The organism is Streptomyces sp. OR43 (genome assembly GCF_008042275.1).
GTDB lineage: Bacteria > Actinomycetota > Actinomycetes > Streptomycetales > Streptomycetaceae > Streptomyces.
On sequence record NZ_RDBK01000043.1, the window covers coordinates 76,620 to 93,433 of the forward strand.

At 71.7% G+C, this 16,814-nt stretch carries 16 protein-coding genes, 1 tRNA gene and 1 pseudogene; 9 read left to right on the top strand and 9 right to left on the bottom strand.

The window, feature by feature from the left end:
- Nucleotides 1-159: 159 nt before the first annotated feature.
- Nucleotides 160-1,326, top strand: a complete 1,167-nt coding sequence (locus tag EAO72_RS18695; protein WP_148018478.1) for a S1 family peptidase — start codon at nucleotides 160-162, stop codon at nucleotides 1,324-1,326.
- A gap of 524 nt (nucleotides 1,327-1,850) precedes the next feature.
- Nucleotides 1,851-3,341 carry a UDP-N-acetylmuramoyl-L-alanyl-D-glutamate--2,6-diaminopimelate ligase gene (locus EAO72_RS18700; protein ID WP_148018479.1) on the top strand — a complete coding sequence of 497 codons (1,491 nt, stop codon included), beginning with the start codon at nucleotides 1,851-1,853 and terminating at the stop codon, nucleotides 3,339-3,341.
- Between the two features lie 49 nt (nucleotides 3,342-3,390).
- Here EAO72_RS18700 and EAO72_RS18705 read toward each other — a convergent pair whose 3' ends face one another.
- On the bottom strand, nucleotides 3,391-3,840 hold the full coding sequence (locus EAO72_RS18705; RefSeq protein ID WP_148018480.1) for a GNAT family N-acetyltransferase: 450 nt from the start codon (nucleotides 3,838-3,840) through the stop codon (nucleotides 3,391-3,393).
- Between the two features lie 164 nt (nucleotides 3,841-4,004).
- Between EAO72_RS18705 and EAO72_RS18710 the strand changes: the two genes are divergently transcribed.
- The gene (locus tag EAO72_RS18710) at nucleotides 4,005-4,289 is read left to right on the top strand and encodes a DUF2087 domain-containing protein (RefSeq protein ID WP_148018481.1); all 285 of its coding nucleotides are present in this window, start codon (nucleotides 4,005-4,007) and stop codon (nucleotides 4,287-4,289) included.
- A 44-nt stretch (nucleotides 4,290-4,333) separates the two neighbouring features.
- Here EAO72_RS18710 and EAO72_RS18715 read toward each other — a convergent pair whose 3' ends face one another.
- From EAO72_RS18715 to EAO72_RS18725, 3 genes are all read right to left on the bottom strand, one after another.
- Nucleotides 4,334-4,849, bottom strand: a complete 516-nt coding sequence (locus EAO72_RS18715; protein ID WP_148018482.1) for a DUF6630 family protein — start codon at nucleotides 4,847-4,849, stop codon at nucleotides 4,334-4,336.
- Nucleotides 4,850-5,012: 163 nt separating this feature from the next.
- Nucleotides 5,013-5,891 carry a sigma-70 family RNA polymerase sigma factor gene (locus tag EAO72_RS18720; RefSeq protein WP_148018483.1) on the bottom strand — a complete coding sequence of 293 codons (879 nt, stop codon included), beginning with the start codon at nucleotides 5,889-5,891 and terminating at the stop codon, nucleotides 5,013-5,015.
- Between the two features lie 83 nt (nucleotides 5,892-5,974).
- The gene (locus EAO72_RS18725; protein WP_148018484.1) at nucleotides 5,975-6,904 is read right to left on the bottom strand and encodes an LLM class F420-dependent oxidoreductase; all 930 of its coding nucleotides are present in this window, start codon (nucleotides 6,902-6,904) and stop codon (nucleotides 5,975-5,977) included.
- A gap of 177 nt (nucleotides 6,905-7,081) precedes the next feature.
- Between EAO72_RS18725 and EAO72_RS18730 the strand changes: the two genes are divergently transcribed.
- Nucleotides 7,082-7,155: transfer RNA gene (locus EAO72_RS18730), tRNA-Met, on the top strand.
- A gap of 46 nt (nucleotides 7,156-7,201) precedes the next feature.
- Here the strand turns inward: EAO72_RS18730 and EAO72_RS18735 are convergent.
- Complete coding sequence (locus EAO72_RS18735; protein WP_148018485.1) at nucleotides 7,202-7,918, bottom strand: class I SAM-dependent methyltransferase; 717 nt, start codon at nucleotides 7,916-7,918, stop codon at nucleotides 7,202-7,204.
- An 86-nt stretch (nucleotides 7,919-8,004) separates the two neighbouring features.
- On the bottom strand, nucleotides 8,005-8,847 hold the full coding sequence (locus EAO72_RS18740; RefSeq protein ID WP_148018486.1) for an aldo/keto reductase: 843 nt from the start codon (nucleotides 8,845-8,847) through the stop codon (nucleotides 8,005-8,007).
- Between the two features lie 68 nt (nucleotides 8,848-8,915).
- Here EAO72_RS18740 and EAO72_RS18745 point away from each other — a divergent pair, with 68 nt between their 5' ends.
- Nucleotides 8,916-9,590: a helix-turn-helix domain-containing protein gene (locus tag EAO72_RS18745; RefSeq protein ID WP_187285129.1), complete on the top strand. Its 675-nt coding sequence runs from the start codon at nucleotides 8,916-8,918 to the stop codon at nucleotides 9,588-9,590.
- Between the two features lie 97 nt (nucleotides 9,591-9,687).
- Here the strand turns inward: EAO72_RS18745 and EAO72_RS18750 are convergent, their stop codons facing one another.
- Nucleotides 9,688-10,161 carry a carboxymuconolactone decarboxylase family protein gene (locus EAO72_RS18750; RefSeq protein ID WP_148018488.1) on the bottom strand — a complete coding sequence of 158 codons (474 nt, stop codon included), beginning with the start codon at nucleotides 10,159-10,161 and terminating at the stop codon, nucleotides 9,688-9,690.
- A 96-nt stretch (nucleotides 10,162-10,257) separates the two neighbouring features.
- Nucleotides 10,258-11,025 (bottom strand): annotated as a pseudogene (locus EAO72_RS18755) (hypothetical protein); the annotation flags it as partial.
- Nucleotides 11,026-11,280: 255 nt separating this feature from the next.
- Here EAO72_RS18755 and EAO72_RS18760 point away from each other — a divergent pair.
- Nucleotides 11,281-12,522, top strand: coding sequence for an alpha/beta fold hydrolase (locus tag EAO72_RS18760; protein ID WP_261991573.1), 1,242 nt, complete (start codon nucleotides 11,281-11,283; stop codon nucleotides 12,520-12,522).
- Nucleotides 12,523-12,552: 30 nt separating this feature from the next.
- On the opposite strand, the gene EAO72_RS18765 is transcribed toward EAO72_RS18760, so the two are convergent.
- Nucleotides 12,553-13,125, bottom strand: a complete 573-nt coding sequence (locus EAO72_RS18765; protein WP_148018491.1) for a GNAT family N-acetyltransferase — start codon at nucleotides 13,123-13,125, stop codon at nucleotides 12,553-12,555.
- Nucleotides 13,126-13,346: 221 nt separating this feature from the next.
- On the opposite strand from EAO72_RS18765, the gene EAO72_RS18770 reads away from it, so the two are divergent.
- The 3 genes from EAO72_RS18770 to EAO72_RS18780 all read left to right on the top strand — a co-directional run bounded on the left by EAO72_RS18770 (nucleotide 13,347) and on the right by EAO72_RS18780 (nucleotide 16,797).
- Nucleotides 13,347-13,787, top strand: coding sequence for a GNAT family N-acetyltransferase (locus EAO72_RS18770; protein ID WP_148018492.1), 441 nt, complete (start codon nucleotides 13,347-13,349; stop codon nucleotides 13,785-13,787).
- Nucleotides 13,788-13,897: 110 nt separating this feature from the next.
- Nucleotides 13,898-14,959: an ATP-binding protein gene (locus tag EAO72_RS18775; RefSeq protein ID WP_148018493.1), complete on the top strand. Its 1,062-nt coding sequence runs from the start codon at nucleotides 13,898-13,900 to the stop codon at nucleotides 14,957-14,959.
- Nucleotides 14,956-16,797: a vWA domain-containing protein gene (locus tag EAO72_RS18780; RefSeq protein WP_148018494.1), complete on the top strand. Its 1,842-nt coding sequence runs from the start codon at nucleotides 14,956-14,958 to the stop codon at nucleotides 16,795-16,797. The genes EAO72_RS18775 and EAO72_RS18780 overlap by 4 nt, the downstream gene beginning before the upstream one ends.
- The last annotated feature ends 17 nt before the right edge of the window (nucleotides 16,798-16,814 follow it).

Here is a 16,814-nt window from a genome sequence, read left to right on the forward strand (position 1 = left end):
CACGGGCCCGCCGGATCGGCCGCGTCATTGGCATGGACCTGCTAACGGTGCTCGGCTACAGTCCGGATCGGCACACTCTGAGAGCGCTCTCAAGCGGGCGTCCCCCGGACGCCTGCTGTTCCTCCCCCACGTCGCCGGAACAACAGAAGGGCCAACACCATGAGACGCACCACGGCCTTACGCACCGCCCTGTCCGCCGTGCTCCTCCTCGGAGCCTGGGCGGGAGCGGGCTTCCCGTCCGCCCAGGCCGCCGACACCCCCACCACCAGCGACCGCAGCGCCACCGACACACGGCAGGCGTCCGCCGGCCTGCTCGCCGCCATGCAGAAGGACCTCGGCCTGACGGAAAGTCAGGCCAAGGCGCGGCTCTCCGCGGAGAAGTCGGCGACCGCGATCCAGCCCGCCGCACAACGCGCCGCCGGAGCGGCGTACGGCGGTTCCTGGTTCGACCCGGCCACGGGCGGCCTCACCGTCGCCGTCACCAGCCAGAAGAAGGCAGCCGCCGTACGGGCGACGGGCGCCGCCGTCCGCCTGGTCACGCACACCGCGCGCAGTCTCGACGCCGCCAAGGCGAAGATCGACCGTCTCCAGGCACCCGCCGGTGTCAGCAGCTGGCACGTCGACCCCGAGGCCAACAAGGTCGTCGTCGACGTCGTCTCCTCGGCGCGTTCCGACAACGATGTCCGACAGTTCGTCGAGCGGGCCCGGGACGCCGGTCCCGTAGCCGTCGAGCACACCGCCGAGGCCCCGCGGACGTTCTCCGCCGGGACCGTCGGCGGAGACCCGTACTACACGGGCAACGTCCGGTGCTCCATCGGTTTCTCCGTGTACGGCGGCTTCGTCACCGCCGGACACTGCGGACAGGCGGGCGCCTCCGTCAGAGGCTGGGACGGGTCAGGGATCGGCAGCTTCCAGGGGTCCTCCTTCCCGGACAACGACTACGCCTGGGTCAGTGTGGGCAACGGCTGGTGGACCGTCCCCGTGGTGCTCGGCTGGGGAACGGTCTCGGACCAACTGGTACGCGGCTCCGCCGTGGCACCGGTCGGGGCCTCGGTCTGCCGTTCCGGATCCACCTCGCACTGGCACTGCGGAAGCGTTCTCGCCACCAACGAGACGGTGAACTACAGCCAGGGCGCGGTCCACCAGATGACCAAGACCAGCGTGTGCGCCGAACCCGGCGACTCCGGCGGATCCTTCATCAGCGGGGACCAGGCACAGGGAGTCACCTCGGGCGGCTGGGGCAACTGCAGCTCCGGCGGCGAGACCTGGCACCAGCCGGTCAACGAGATCCTGAACCGCTACGGGCTGACCCTGCACACGGCCTGACACCGGACGACCGGTCCCGAGGGGCCTGTCGCACGGGAGCACACCGCTCCCCTGTGGCAGGCCCTCGGCATGCGCACGAGCGCCCCGCCTGACCGACCGCGATCAGACGGCCCCCAGCCGGCGGAGTCACCGGCCCGACGACCTCACACGGAGCTCTCCCGTCCCTGGCTGCGACGACGACCGGGATCCGGCACCGCCCACGGGACGTACACTCCCCATATGGGTCACATGGATGCGGTGAGGGAGTGCCTGCGACAGGCGTCCCAACTGCTGGGCCCCGCCGCTCCCCGGGCGCGCTGCCGCGCCCTGCACGGCCACGGCTGACCAGGACCCCACCGCCGCCGGCCGCCCCGCGACGCACTTTCCCGTCCCGGCCGCGCACCCCCGCTCCGCCAGTGGAGCCGCCCCACCCCTTCGCTGCGCAGACCGCAGCACCCCGCACCATGCGCAGCTCCCGCGGCGCGCCGTCGGCAACCCCGAGACGGCGGCCGACGGGCCGAGCCGCATTCTCGAGAGGACCCCGCATGAACCTGAGGGAGTTGCTGGCCGGTCACGATCACGAGGTCCTCCTCGGTGATCCGGAGACCCCGATCGCCGCCGGAGCCTGCTTCGACGCCCATCGCGTCACGCCCGGCTCGCTCTACATCGCCGTTCCCGGGCATCTGGAGGGCGGCCCCGAGGCCGTCGGCCAGGCGCTGGCGCGGGGAGCCGTCGCCGTGCTCCTGGACAGCGGGGCGCCGAAGATCCTGGCCGCGGTGCACGCCGCGGGCACCGGGGCGTGCGTCGTGCGGGTGGCGGACACCCGGACCGCGGCGGCCGTCGTGACCTCCCGGTACTTCGGAGAACCCGGCCGTGCCATGAACATGGTGGCCGTCACCGGCACCAACGGGAAGACCTCCGTCTCGTACATGGTCGAGTCCCTGCTGAGGATCGCGGAGGGTGCGAAGGTCGGAGTCATCGGAACGGCGGGCAGCCGCATCGGCGACGCGCTCATCCCGATGCCCCGCTCGGTCCTGTCCACGCCGGAATCACCGGACTTCCAGTACCTCCTCGGCCGGATGCGCGACGAGGAGGTCTCCACCGTGGTCCTGGAGGCCACGTCGATGGGCCTGCTGCACCACAGGGTCGACCACGCCTTCCTGGACGTGGGCATCTTCACCAACCTCACCCAGGACCACCTGGACGACCACGGCACCATGGAGCACTACCGCGACGCCAAACTCCGTCTCTTCCAGGGGTTGTGCCGCAGTGCCGTGGTCAACGTGGACGACCCGGTGGGGGCCGCCATCGTGCCGACGATGCCGGGCAGGGTCACCACGTACGGGATCGACGCGCCGGCCGACTTCCGTGCCACCGACCTGAGCATGGACGCCTTCGGCACCCGCTTCACCCTGCACCACGAGGGCAGCAAGTACCCGGCGGCGATCCCGGTGCCGGGGCGCTTCTCGGTCTCCAACGCACTCGCCTCCGTGGCGGCCTGCCACCTGCTGGGACACGACCTCGCCGGGCTGGTGGCGGCGCTCGACCGGATGCCGCCGGTTCCCGGGCGGCTCGAACGGTTCGAGACACCGCGCGGCACGGCCGTGATCGTGGACTACGCCCACTCACCGGACTCCCTGGACAAGGTGCTGAGCGCCGTACGGGACTTCGCCACGGGCCGGGTCATCACCGTGTTCGGCTGCGGGGGAGACCGGGACGTCACGAAGCGGGCACGCATGGGCGAGATCGCCGGGGCCCGCTCCGACCTCTGCGTCCTGACCTCCGACAACCCGAGGAACGAGGATCCCGAGGCGATCATGGACCAGATCACCCCCGGCCTCATGGCCACGGGAACGAGTTTCGAACGCCACGCGGACCGGCGCGCGGCGATCGCCTTCGCCCTGTCGGCGGCCGGGCCCGACGACATCGTGCTGGTGGCGGGGAAGGGCAGCGAGCCCTTCCAGATCGTCGGCGAACAGCTCATCCCCTTCAGCGACATGGCGACGGTGCGCGAACTCGCCGCCCTCCAGGACTGACAGCAGGCGCTCCGCGGCCCCCCGCGGAGCGCCGCCTTCCGCCGCGGGGTCAGACCAGCCGAAGATCGATGAACGGCACGCTGTCACCGGGCAGTACGTAGCGCTCGGTCTCGACGAATCCGCGGCCGAGCGCGAAGCTCAGCCCTTCCGGGTTGGACTCCAGCACGCAGGTCTCGATCACCTCGGCGCCGAGCGCGCGTGCGTCCGCCAGACCGCGCTCGTACAACTGTCCGCCGAATCCCCTGCCGCGGTGGTCCGGAAGTATGCGCGCGATCACGGTGGCCACCGAAGCGCCGTCGGCGGGCGGGCGCACGGTCGAGCAGCCGATCGGTACCTCGTCGAGATACGCGACGGTGAGCCGGTTGCGTCCGGCACGCTCGCGCACCTCGGCGAGCGACAGCACGGCCGTGGGGATGATCGTGTTGTGGACGTACTGCCAGTGCCCGAGCACGGTGTCGCCGTCCGCCTGCTCGATCTGCTCGATGCGAAGTTGAGTCATCGCAGCAGGAAACCGTGGGGGTTCCCGCACGTCAACTCGGTACCCCCGCAGGCCTCGGGCCGCGCGGCAGCAGGTGCCGTAGCTCCGTCCCGCGCGCCGGAGCGGACCGGGGCCACCGAGAAATCTGTTGCCGCGCGCCGGATCCGGCTGAGAGGCTCCGGGGCATGTCCGACCAATCAAGCTCCAGCCATGGTGTGGCCGCCCTCTTCTCCCAAGGGCGACTGACAACGATCCCGCGCAAGACGGCACGTCGCGAGCAGCTCCTGGAACACCTCGCGCACACGCTGTTCCGGCCCGACCGTACCTACACCGAACGCGAAGTCAACGACGCCCTCCTCACCGTCCACGAGGACTGCGCCGCGCTCCGCCGCTATCTGGTCATCGGCGGCAAGCTGGCCCGGACCAAGGACGGCGTCACCTACCGTCTCCTGACCCGCACGGTGGCCTGACAGCCCGACCGGTCCCGCCCGCAGCCCCGTCGGGCCGCCCACCATCAGACTCCCAGCGCCCACGCGGTGAAACCCGCCCGCCGCGCAAGCGCGGTCAGCTCCTCCACCCGTGCGGCGCGCAGACACACCACGGGGTAGCAGTCGGACTCGATGTCCAGGACGGCCAGCGCCGCACCGACATCCGCGTAGTGCCGCCCACAGCTCCGCAGGAACTCATCGGTGGGCAGGAGCATGTCGTCCTCCACGACCAGTACCCAGGGGTCCACGGACGGGCGCGAGTCGAGCCCTCTCAACTGGGAGCGGACCTCCCGGGGGTCCTCCTTCCAGTCCAGCTCCGCGAGCAGCCGGTGGTCGGCCAGGGCATCGACGAGCGCTATCCACGCGAGGCCGGGCACCGGCTCGTCGATGCCGCGGTCCGCCAGCCGGCCGGCGCGCTCGCGCAGGTAGGCGTCGGGGTGGTCGAAAGCGTGCAGCACCTGTTCGCCCACGCTCTGATGGTCGGGCGCGAGCAGCGCCGCCGCGGCGGCCGGCGACGTACGGGCATCGTCGGGTCCGGACATGGTGAGCGCTCCTTCGGCAGCCGTGCGACCGCCTCCGACAGTGGGATCGGGACACTGGGTTCGGCCCCTGGGAAAACCCTGCCACAGGGGTACGACAACGGGCCGGGGAGCCGGGGTCCGGGCCGACGGTGACGACGCGTCGGCTACCGGACCCCGGTCCGGGTCAGTCGTCCAGGACGCCGATGTCGAGACGGGCGATCCGGTCCGGGTCCGCGACGACGTCGATCACGGTGATGAGACCGTCCACCAGGGTGAAGCCGAGTACCAGGCGCAGCCGTCCGTGCGGCGCCATCGCCAGCGCGGCCCTTCCGTCGACGAGCGCGACCCCGGTGAACAGCGCACGGCCGGTGGCGGCCATCGCGCCCTTCGCCACGGTGTGGGCGCCTCGGACCACGACGGGCTCGGGGGTGGGAATGACGGACGGGTCGGCGTGCAGCACGACATCGGGGTGGAGCAGCGCCACCAGTGCCTCGAAGTCCCCGGCACGGGAGGCGGACAGGAACGCCTCGACGACCTGCCGACGCCGGGACGGCTCGGGGTCCGCCGACACCGTGCCGCCCTTCACCCGGCGGCGGGCACGGCTTGCCAGCTGCCGGGCGGTGTCGGGGGAACGGTCGAGCAGCGGGCCGATCTCGGCGAACGGCACCGCGAACATGTCGTGCAGCACGAAGGCGAGCCGTTCCGCCGGAGCCAGCCTGTCCAGCACCACCAGGAGTGCGAGCCCGACGGAGTCGGCGAGGAGCGCCTCCTGTTCCGGATCCTGCCCCTCACCGCTTTCCGGTGCCCGGTCATACCGGTCAAGCGGCTCCTCATGGCGCGTACGCCGGCTGCGGAGCATGTTCAGACAGACCCGGCCCACCACCGTGGTCAGCCAGCCGGTCAGGTTCCGCACCTCACTGACATCGGCCTGGGAGGCCCTCAGCCAGGACTCCTGCACCGCGTCGTCGGCTTCACTCGCCGAACCCAGCATGCGGTACGCGACCGCCTTGAGGTGGCGCCTGTCCTCCTCGAACCGTTCGGCCAGCGCGATGCGGTCGTCCATGGGGCACGTTCCTCCGTCGGTCTCCACTGAAGCTGCCCACGAGAAACTACTGGGGCGCCCGAGCCGCCGCGCGCCCGCCCCGGTCAGACCCCGGCCGCCCGTGCTGTCTCGTACACCTCGGTTGCCACGTCGACGAGTTCGGAGGCGTCACGGAGCGAGGTCTGGAGGTCGAGCAGGATCTCCGGAACACCCGTCGCGGCATGCGCGGYGAGRTCCTCGACGATCTGGGCGGCGTTGCCGTGGAACGGCTGCCGGTCCACTCCGGGCACAGGCGTGGCGCTGTACCGCGCGTTGGCACGGAGGCAGACCCCGACCGGGCTGCGGCGCCCACGTTCGGCGGCGACGTCCCGCACCCGCTGCCACTGCTCGGCGAGCTGCGAGGCCCCGGTGGCGACGGGCATCCAGCCGTCCGCCCGGTCGACCAGACGGCGCGTGGCCCGAGGGCCGGAGGCCGGCAGATAGACGGGGAGGGGACGCGCGGGCTTGGGCCCCACCTCGGACGGTGCGATCGTGGTCAGATTGCCCTGGTACGAGACGGGGGCCGGACCCCAGACGGCTGCGCACACGTCCAGCAGTTCGTCGAGGACCTCACCGCGCTTCTCGAAAGGCGCCACGGAAGCCGCCGCGTACTCGTCCAGGGACCACCCGGTGCCGAGCCCCGCGATCACCCGGCCGCCGCTTGCGGCGTCGAGCGTCGCCAGCGAACGGGCGAGCTGGAAGGGCACGTGCAACGGGGCGACGAGAACACTGGTGCCGAGCCGGGCCCGCTCGGTGGCCGCCGCGGCCAGCGTGAGTGTGATCAGCGGATCGGCGACGCTGCGGTAATGGTCGGGCCAGGCCAGCCCCGGTACGCCGTACAGGCCCTGAACCGCGGGCTCGGGAAAGAGGAGGCGCTCGAACACCCACAGGCTCTCGTACCCGACGGCCTCCGCGGCGCGTGCCACAGCGGTGACGTCGCGGCCGAAGTCGTACTGCTTCGTCTGCGGCAGACCGAGACCGAGCGCGACCGGCATACGCGTACTCCCTCTTCGTAGTGTGCTGAGGCAACTACCGTACGACACATGACCTTTGTGCGACCGGCCGGTTGTCAGGCGAGAGACCGCTTCCGTGGCGACGACCGGATGCTCCGGCCCCGGCGAAGGAGTGGTCGGGGAAACCGGCGCGATGGCATAGGCTGGGGATCACAACGACGCGGGGTGGAGCAGCTCGGTAGCTCGCTGGGCTCATAACCCAGAGGTCGCAGGTTCAAATCCTGTCCCCGCTACTGCTGAGGCAGGGCCCGGAACCAATGGTTCCGGGCCCTGCCTCTTTCAGTGGTCCGCCGCGGTGTAGTACGAGGCGACAGCGGGTTGCCCGGTGTAGTTCGGGCCCGCCGCCGGATCGGCGCCGGCGTAGCGGAAAGGCAATCGGACAAGGCGGGGGCCGCGGAGCGTGAGCCGGTGGTGGCGCGCGTCGTAGGTGAATCCGGCAGTACGCAGAGCGGCCAGCACCGGGCGCGAGGCCGGGCTGCCGTCGGGCCGGCGAACCGAGTCCGGGTCGAAATGGGCGGCCAGCAGCCCGTCGGGAGCCAGCCAGGAGGCGGCACGCGTGAGCATGCGCAACTGGTCACCGAGGTAGTGCAGCCCGTGGACACAGGTGATCAGGTCGTACGCCCGCGGAGCCTCCCAGTCCGTGACGGAAGCCGTGATGAGCTCGACGCCCGGCGGCGGGGGAGCGGGATCGAGCGGGCCGACGAGGTCGACCCCCGTCAGTACGGCGGTTGCGGGCAGCCGGGCCGCGGCAGCCCGCAGGGCACGGCCTTCCCCGCTGCACAGGTCGAGCCAGGACGGTGACGCGGAGCGGGCCGAAAGATGGGCGATCGGGTCGAACCCGAGCTCCCGGGCGTAGCTGTTGACGCCGTGGAGGCCACGCTCGCGGTTCATCGTGTTGTTGGCGACCACCGTGCACGACTGGAGGGCCTCGTCGGGGAGAAGGCGGAGGGCCGCCTTCTCCCCGGCTGCTCGGGGAGGTGTGGCGGCGGGAGGCATGGGGCCATGGTCCCCCTGCCGTCGGAAGAGCGGGGCGTTTCACCTCCAGCAGGGCGCACCGCACGCCGAAACCGGGCTCCTCACGGTCAGCCCCGAAGCTCCCGCAGGTCTTCCCCACCGAGCACGAGGTCGTCCGCCGCGAGGTTCTCCTCCAGGTGGTCCAGGGAACCGGTGCCAGGAATCGCCAGCACCGACGGCGACACGGCCAGCAGCGAGGCGATCCGTACCTGAGCGGCAGTCGCGCCGAGCCCGGCCGCGACCCCGGTGAGCCGCTCGGTGTCGAGCGGGCTGCGGCCACCGCCGAGCGGGAAGTACGGCACGTACGCGATACCCGACGCCTCACATTCCGCCAGCAGCTCCAGGTCATCGCTGTGCTGGTTCTGCACCGCCGCGACGGGCGCGATCGTCCGGGCCTCGGCGAACTGGACGGCGTCGACATTGCTGACGCCCAGGTGCCGGATCAGCCCCTCCTCCCGCAGCCCGGCCAGTACCGCGAACCGTTCCGCGATCGATTCGCCGCCCGGCCCCGTCATGCCGCCCACCCGCAGATAGACCAGGTCGAGCCGGTCGAGGCCGAGGGCGCGCAGATCCGCCTCGACCAGCGAGCGCAGCTGCCCGGGCGTCGCCTGTCCGCTCGGCACACCGTCGGGTCCGGGCAGGGGCCCGACCTTCGTCGCGATCACCGGGCCGTCCCGGTAAGGAGCCAGAGCCGTACGGATCAGCTCGTTGGCCCGGACCGTGCCCCTCCCGTAGAAGCCCGCCGTGTCGATGTGGTTCACGCCCAGCTCCACTGCGCGCCGCAGCACCGCGATGCCGGTGCGCGGGTCGCGTGCGGGGCCGTCGAAGGTGCCCATCGCCAGGCGCATGGCGCCGAATCCGAGGCGCCGGATGGTCAGGTCTCCGCCGAGGGAGAAGGTCTTGATCGTCATGGGATCCATGGTGTGCGCCATGGGTGAGGCAGGGCGAGCCCATGGCAGCTTGCTGCCAGACTGGCGGAGTGCGGAATGAACAGATGTTCTCGGTTCAGGGTGACGCGGAGCTGATCGCGCGTGCCGGTCACCTCTTCGAGTCCGCGCGCACCGAATTCCTCTGCGCGGCACGGGACCTCGACACCTGGTCGCAGCCGGCGGCCCGGGCGGCGATCCGTAACCGCATGCGGGCCACGGATTCTCCGGGGCTGACCTCCCGCAAACTGCTCAGCCCGATGGCGCTCGCAGACGAGGCGACGCGCGCGCACGTACGACTGGTGCAGAGTCAGGGCGCCCTCGTCCGGATCAGCGGCTCGCCGCTGCCGCACGAGACGATCATCATCGACCGGCGGGTGACGATCCTCGCGGGCCGGGATACGCCCACCGGCCGCGACTACACCGTGACGACTTCCACCGCCGTGGTCGACGGCGTGCACGCGCTGTTCTCCGCCCTCTGGGACAACTCCATGGAGCTCGACGCCTACTTGAGGCGGGACATCCCCCATCTCGACGCCGACGGCCGCACGATCATCGACGCGCTGGGCTCGGGGCTCACCGACGCATCGGCGGCCAGACGGCTCGGCGTCTCGCTGCGCACCTATCGGCGACGCGTGGCGGAGCTCATGGCGACGCTCGACGCCGGCTCACGCTTCCAGGCCGGCCTCAGAGCGGGCGAGCTGCGGCTGCCCCGCCGGACGGAGTGACCGGCCGTGCCCGCGGACGGGCGCGGACCAGCGGGCGCCTTGGGGCCACCCGCTGACACGGGCAGCCCCGAGGCGGTCTCGTCCCGAAGGCTCGGGACTATCCGAACTGGCCGGGCTGGTAGTCGCCCGCGGGCTGCCGGACGATGAGGTTCAGCCGGTTGAAGGTGTTGATGAACGCGATGGTCGCCACGAGTGCGACGAGCTGGTCCTCGTCGAAGTGCTTGGCGGCGTTCGCCCAGGCCTCGTCCGTGACGCCTCCGGCCGCGTCCGCGATGCGGGTGCCCTGCTCCGCCAGCTCCAGCGCGGCGCGTTCGGCGTCGGTGAACACCGTCGCCTCCCGCCAGGCGGCCACGAGGTGCAGGCGGGTCGCCGTCTCGCCGGCCGCTGTGGCGTCCTTGGTGTGCATGTCGGTGCAGACACCGCAGCCGTTGATCTGACTTGCGCGGAGCTTCACCAGCTCCGCCGTAGCGGCCGGCAGTGTCGAGTCCGCGAAGGCCCTGCCCGCGGCGACCAGGTGCTTCAAGGACTTGGCTGCCAGCGGGTTGGCGAACAGGTTCAGACGCGCTTCCATGGTGAACTCCTTGAGGTGACGACGGGTACACCTCTGTGACGGGCCGGCTCGGGAGAATGTGACAGGGCCGCTCGTGACGTATGTCTCCTCACCGGTTCACGGGCGGGGCACCAGGCCCCCCATCACGGCGGACGGCAGCGACGGGTTCGTGGCCGCGGCTTCCGCCACCTGCGGGTCGGGGCCCGCGAGCAGTGCGACGACGACGTGCCCCGGCAGTGCAGGATGCGCGGCGGCCGCCTCCCGCGCCTTGTCGTCCGACAGGCAGACGAGGAGAGCCGACGCGGGTGCGTGCGGGTGCCGGGCGATGGTGCGCAGTGCCCTGCGCACCGGTGGATCGTGCCGGGCCAGGCTTTCCAGCAGACCCGGTGTCGCATCCGGGTTGGCCGCCACTCCAGCCGCGATCCGGGTCCCGTGACGGCGGGTCATGTCCCGCAGCTGTACGTCGGAGAGGCCGGAGTGCGGAGCGATGGCCTTGACCATCTTCGCGTCGGGATCGGCAGCGAGCGCGTCGCGGATCCCCGTAGGAAGATCGCGGCGCAGGGCCAGGAGCATCCGTGCGGCGGGGACCGGTGACGCGGCCAGTTCGTCCACTTCGGCGGGGGAGGCGGAGGCGATGCGTGGCAGCAGGGTGGCGCCGATCCGGGTGGTGCGGGACAGGCCGATGAGTACGTCGAGAGGCACGTTCGGGTTCTGGGCGAGGCCGCGCCGCCAGCTGTCGTCGTGATCGCCCGCCAGGGTACGCATCACCGGGTCGTCGATCGCGGCGTTCTCGGCCAGCTCCGCCCGTACCCCCGGGACCGGATCCTCCGCAAGCCGTCGGGTCACCTCCGGCGGCAGGTCGGCGCGGGCCGCGAGGGCCCAGCGGGACCGTCATCCTGCCCGGACCGAGCACCCGGATCCTGGGGGTTTTCGGCTCTGCGGTCGCGACGCAGGCGCAACACGCGAGCAAGGGGGGAAAGCACCAAGGGCTGCCCGGGGGCCCGCACCAGTGCGCCCACGCGCGTGACGCGCGAGGGTGAAGTGCCGGTCTTCGAAACGTACTTGGAGGAACCTGTGGCCCACTCGCCCACCACTTCAGCGCTCGGCGTGGCCCGTCATCGAGTACGGCTGAGGGCGCACGTGGCAGCAGTCTGCTGCGGTGTGCTGCTGAGCGGTCCGGTCGCCGCCGGCGCCACCACGCCGGCCGTCGCCGCTGCCTCAGAACAGCGAACCCCTCGCCAGGAGTCCGGCCGCGGGACGTTGGTCTCCGCCGAGAAGCTGTACACGCTCGCGAGCCCGCACGCCGCGGCGGCCGAACTGCGCACTGCCGGGTTCGGGGACGACACGGTCCGTCACGGAGTGGTCGCCTACCGGCTGATCTACCGGACGGTCGACGCGAAAGGGCAACCCACCACGGCCAGCGGGCTGTTCGCGGTGCCGCTCGGCACGGAACGCCACCTGCAGCCGGTCTCCTTCGCGCACGGCACCGGCTCCCACAAGGACGACTCCCCGTCCATGCGGCGAGCCGTGTTCCACTCGGCGCCCGTGATCGCGCACGCGGCTGCCGGTGTGGCGGCGGTCGCGCCCGACTACCTGGGGCTCGGCAAGGGCCCCGGTCTCCACCCGTGGATGGACATCGGTTCCGAGACCACCGCCTCGCTGGACATGCTGCGGGCCGCCCGCGCCTTCGCGCCCCGCACCGGACACGTACTGGATCGCGAGGTCCTCGTCACCGGATTCTCGCAGGGGGCGTCGGCCGCCCTGGGGCTGGGCAGGGCTCTGGAGGCGGGCGAGGACCGCTGGTTCGGGCTGGGCGCGCTGGCCCCGGTCAGCGGGGCGTACGACTTCGGCGGAGCGGAGCTGCCCGCACTGGTCGCGGGCACGCTGGATGAGAAGTCCAGTGTGGTGTACGCGGCGTACACGCTGGTGGCGTTCAACCGGCTGCACCGCATCTACGACCGGCCCGCCGAGGTCTTCCGGGGCACCTACGCGCACACCGTCGAGGAACTCTTCGACGGGGCCCACACAGGACAGGAACTGATGCAGGGGATCCCGGACTCCCTGGACGAACTGCTGACGGAGCACGGGCGCGCCCTGCTCACGCACCCGACCGGAGCGCTGGCGGCGGCCCTGCGCACGACCGACGCCGTGTGCACCGACTGGAAGCCCCGCGCTCCGGTCCGGCTCTACATGGCGACGGGGGACGAGCAGGCCACCACGGAGAACACGGAGCACTGCCGGGCCGCTCTGGCCCGCAGGGGGCTGCGCGTACCGGTCGTCGATCTCGGGGAGGCCGACTACAAGGGGTCGCGTCATCTGGGGTCCAACGTCGCCGCCACGACGGCCATCGTGAGGTGGTTCGGCGAGCTGCGCCGGCGGTGAGCCAGGCTTCGTACCGGCCGGGGAGTGCCGTCAGCGCAGGCCGAGGCGCATCAGGACCCGGGGATGCCCCGCCAGCACGGACGTGGTGTCGGCGGCATGCGTGAACCCGGCGCGCTCGAAGTTCTTCCGGATCCCCGCGTAGGCCATCGTCAGGTCGATTCTGTCGTCACCGTTGTCGATCGGGTAGGCCTCGATCGCCGGCGCGCCGTTGGCGCGGGCGAACTCGACGGCGCCGGCGATGAGGGCGTGCGAGATGCCCTGCTTCCGGTGGCCGGGGCGTACGCGGATGCACCACAGTGACCAGACGGGCAGGTCGTCGACGTGCGGAATCCTGCGGCTGCGTGCGAACGAGGTCTCGGAGCGCGGAGCCACGGCGGCCCAGCCGACCGGCTCGTCGCCGTCATGGGCGAGCACGCCGGGCGGGGGCTTCTGCCGGCACAACTCGGCGACGTGCGCACCGCGCGCCGGACCGCGCAGTTCGTTGTTGAGTGTGGACGGGATCCGGTAGCTCAGGCACCAGCACACGTTGGCGCCCGACGACTTCGGGCCGAGGAGTGCACGGACATCCTCGAAGTCCGATGCCGGGCGAACGTCAAGGGTCATGGCTCCACAGTGACATGCGGGCCGGACCGGCGGGCGGGCCCCACGCCCGGAGCCTCTCGTTCGGATCATGCCGGGCTCGCGGGGACCGGTGCGCGTGCCTGCCGCGTTGTCGTCGGTCGCCCATGCTCGGCAGTGACTCCCTTTTTTGCCTTGCAGCCGCACGCACCGGACCCCGCCCCCTGATCCGGCCTGATCCAAACGAAAGACCTTAGGCTGGGCCCATGAAGATCACCGTGCGGCCGGCGGCCGAGCTCGACCTGCCGGTGCTGCTGGCCCTCTACGGCGAATTGAACCAGGACGATGCCCCGCTGCCCCCGGCGGCCGCGCACGACGTGTGGGAACAGATCTCGCGGCAGCGCGGTCGCACCGTCCTGGTGGCAGACGCCGCCGGCACCCTTGCCGGCACGGCGGACTGCCTGGTCATGCCGAACCTCACCCGTGGCGGCCGGGGCATCCTGTTCGTGGAGAACGTCGTGGTGGCGGGCACAGCTCAGCGGCGCGGCGTCGGCCGCCTGCTGATGGACGCGGCCGTCCACCTCGCCGCGGCGGAAGGCTGCTACAAGGTGCAGCTGCTGGCCGCGGACGACGCTTACGTCCACACCTTCTACGAAGCGTGCGGCTTCAAGGCCGCGGCCCAGGGCTTTCGCCGCTACATTCCCTGAGACCGCACCGGACGACGTGGGACGGCGCGGCGAAATTCGGCTGCGCGCGTCATCCTGCCTCCGCATACTGAGCGGGCTTCGACTCCCGAACCCCTGAGGAACTCACCAGCGTGCAGGCCGCCGTTACCGTTACTCCCGCCCAGATACCCGAACTGCTGCTGGGGCTCGCGACCGTGCGGCCCGTGTTCCTCTGGGGAGCGCCCGGTATCGGGAAGTCGTCGCTTGTACGGAAGTTCGCCGAATCGCTGGGATTGGAGTGCGTCAGCCTCCTCGGGACGCAGCTCGCACCCGAGGACCTGATCGGCGTGCCGCAGATCCGCGACGGGCGCTCCGTGTTCTGCCCGCCGGAGGCCATCGCCCGCGACGAGCCCTACTGCCTCTTCCTCGACGAGCTCAACGCCGCCACCCCCGACGTCCAGAAGGCGTTCTACTCACTGATCCTGGACCGGCGGATCGGGTCGTACGAGCTGCCGGCCGGTTCGATCGTCATCGGCGCGGGCAACCGTGCCACGGACAACGCGCTGGCCAGGCCCATCGCGTCCGCGCTGGTCAACCGCCTCACCCACGTCCATCTGCGGGCCTCCTCGGCGGACTGGCTGGTGTGGGCGGGGGAGAACGGGGTCCATCCGTGGGTGACGGACTACCTGGTCGACCGCCCCGACCACCTCTGGTCCCAGCCGCCCAAGAGCGAGGAGGCCTTCTCCACGCCCCGGTCCTGGCACATGCTCTCCGACGCGCTGCACTCCTTCGGGCCGGACATCGACGAGGAGACGCTGAAGGTCATCGTGCACGGCACGCTCACCCCCGCCCACGCCGTGTCGTTCTGCGGGTACGCCAAGATCGTGCGCCACTCCTTCGGGATCGAGGCGATCCTGAAGGGCGACGCCTCCTGGCCCGCCCGGATCGAGGACCGTGACCTGTTGTACTACCTGGCCGAGGCGTTCCGCGGACGGCTCGTGAAGGAGCTGCCCCGGCGCAAGGAACACGTCTCGGCATCAATGCGGCAGACCGCCTACCGGGCCAAGTCGCTGCTCGTGCACCTCGCCGAGATCTCCGTCGAGGTCGCGCAGACCGTCATCGCGGACGACACCGACGGTCAGCCGGTGCTGCCTGCCTGGTTCCTCGTCGAAGCCGCACGCGACATGCCCCGGCTGGTCGAGGCCAGACGATGAAGACCACCACCGGCCACCGGGCCCACAGCAAGGGCCGGAAAGCAGGCAAGGGCGGCACGTCCGACCCGGCCACCGAGGCCTTCGCCGCCGGGCTCGCCCTGGCCAGACGCAACCCGGCCTTCGCCGCCGTCGAGGCGTCCGTGTGCAGACAGCCCGACTGCGTCCTGACCCCGGCCGCCGGACTGGCCGTCGTCACCTCCAACGGCACCGTCCACGTCCACCCCACGAAGCGGGCCGATCCGGCCGAGTGGGCCTGGGTCCTTGCCCACTGCCTGCTCCATCTGGGCTTCGGCCATGTGCCGGCCGCCGCCCACGGCCCGCGCGAGCAGCCCGACCGGTTCGACCTCGCGGCCCGCTGCGTGGTCGTCAACCGCTTCCTGCTCACCCATCCGACCGGCCGTCCTCCCGTCGACCTGCCGGATTCCTACCCCGGCGGCGACGAGGAGCAGCTTGCCGCCCGCTGGCGCCGCGACGGCATCCCCGCCCTGTACGAGGACTGCGGTACCGCGGGCGGGCAGGCCGACCAGGTACTCACCACCTGGCGGACGTGGAACAACTCCGCCGTCCCCGACTGGGAGACCTCCTTCGCGCGCGCCCTCACCCGCAGCGTCTCCGCCGCCATGGACGTGGCGGGCGGGCGCCGCGACAGCGTCGGCGGCGTACGCGCACCACAGCCGCCCTGGGACCGGGCTCTGAACTGGTTCGTCTCCTCCTACCCGCTGCTCGGGGGCCTCGCCGCCGGTCTCACCGTCGTGGCCGACGCCGAACTCGCCCGGTCGCAGAGCATCTCCATCGCCGCCGTGAGCTCCGTGGCGGGCGAGATCTACATCAACCCGCTGCGGGCGCTGAGCGACGAGCAGTGGCGGTTCGTCCTCGCCCACGAGATGCTCCACGCCGCCCTGCGCCACGGCGAACGCCGCGGTGGCCGCGATCCGTTCCTGTTCAACGTCGCGGCGGACTACGTCGTCAACGACTGGCTCGTCCAGATGCGCGTCGGCGACATGCCCGATGGGCTGCTGTACGACCCCGGCCTGCGCGGGCTGTCCGCCGAGGAGGTGTACGACCGCATCGCGACCGACCTGCGCCGGCAGCGCCGCCTGGCCACCCTGCGGGGCAGGGGCGCGGGCGACATCCTCGGCGAACCGCTGCCGCACGCCGAGGCCCGCGCGTACACCGACCTGGACGAGTTCTACCGCCGCGGGCTGGTCCAGGGCTTCGATCTGCACCAGTACGGGAAGCGCGGGCTTCTGCCCTCCGGACTCGTCGAGGAGATCCGGGCGCTGGCCCACCCGCCCGTGCCGTGGGACGTGGGACTCGCCCGCTGGTTCGACGCGTATGTCCCGCGGCCCGAGCCCGTACGGTCGTACGCGCGCCCGGCACGGAGGCAGGCGTCGACCCCCGGCATCCCGCGCGCGGGCCGGTACTTCCCCGCGCAGGAGACGGCGCGCTGCACCTTCGGCGTCGTCCTGGACACCTCCGGTTCGATGGACAACGGCCTCCTGGGCAAGGCGCTGGGCGCCATCGCCTCGTACGCGGAGGCACGCGACGTACCCGCGGCGCGTGTGGTCTTCTGCGACGCGGCGGCGTACGACGCCGGTTACCTGCCGCCGGCCGGGATCGCCGGCCGGGTGCGGGTCCGCGGCCGTGGCGGGACCGAACTCCAGCCGGGCATAGACCTGTTGCAGCGGGCCGACGACTTCCCGCCGACGGCCCCGGTGCTCGTCATCACCGACGGGTGGTGCGACACCCTGAGGATCCGGCGCGAGCACGCCTTCCTGATCCCGCAGGGTGCCGCGTTGCCGTTCACGCCGCGCGGTCCGGTGTTCCGGCTGAGCTGAGACCGCGCGGCGGGCCC

Excerpts from the sequence above, each read along its gene's own strand:
- EAO72_RS18705 (WP_148018480.1), bottom strand. The coding sequence starts at position 3,840 with ATGACTCAACTTCGCATCGAGCAGATCGAGCAGGCGGACGGCGACACC.
- EAO72_RS18740 (WP_148018486.1), bottom strand. The coding sequence starts at position 8,847 with ATGACGATCAAGACCTTCTCCCTCGGCGGAGACCTGACCATCCGGCGC.
- EAO72_RS18735 (WP_148018485.1), bottom strand. The coding sequence starts at position 7,918 with ATGCCTCCCGCCGCCACACCTCCCCGAGCAGCCGGGGAGAAGGCGGCC.
- EAO72_RS18720 (WP_148018483.1), bottom strand. The coding sequence starts at position 5,891 with ATGGACGACCGCATCGCGCTGGCCGAACGGTTCGAGGAGGACAGGCGC.
- EAO72_RS18750 (WP_148018488.1), bottom strand. The coding sequence starts at position 10,161 with ATGGAAGCGCGTCTGAACCTGTTCGCCAACCCGCTGGCAGCCAAGTCC.
- EAO72_RS18695 (WP_148018478.1), top strand. The coding sequence starts at position 160 with ATGAGACGCACCACGGCCTTACGCACCGCCCTGTCCGCCGTGCTCCTC.
- EAO72_RS18710 (WP_148018481.1), top strand. The coding sequence starts at position 4,005 with ATGTCCGACCAATCAAGCTCCAGCCATGGTGTGGCCGCCCTCTTCTCC.
- EAO72_RS18770 (WP_148018492.1), top strand. The coding sequence starts at position 13,347 with ATGAAGATCACCGTGCGGCCGGCGGCCGAGCTCGACCTGCCGGTGCTG.
- EAO72_RS18715 (WP_148018482.1), bottom strand. The coding sequence starts at position 4,849 with ATGTCCGGACCCGACGATGCCCGTACGTCGCCGGCCGCCGCGGCGGCG.
- EAO72_RS18700 (WP_148018479.1), top strand. The coding sequence starts at position 1,851 with ATGAACCTGAGGGAGTTGCTGGCCGGTCACGATCACGAGGTCCTCCTC.
- EAO72_RS18765 (WP_148018491.1), bottom strand. The coding sequence starts at position 13,125 with ATGACCCTTGACGTTCGCCCGGCATCGGACTTCGAGGATGTCCGTGCA.
- EAO72_RS18780 (WP_148018494.1), top strand. The coding sequence starts at position 14,956 with ATGAAGACCACCACCGGCCACCGGGCCCACAGCAAGGGCCGGAAAGCA.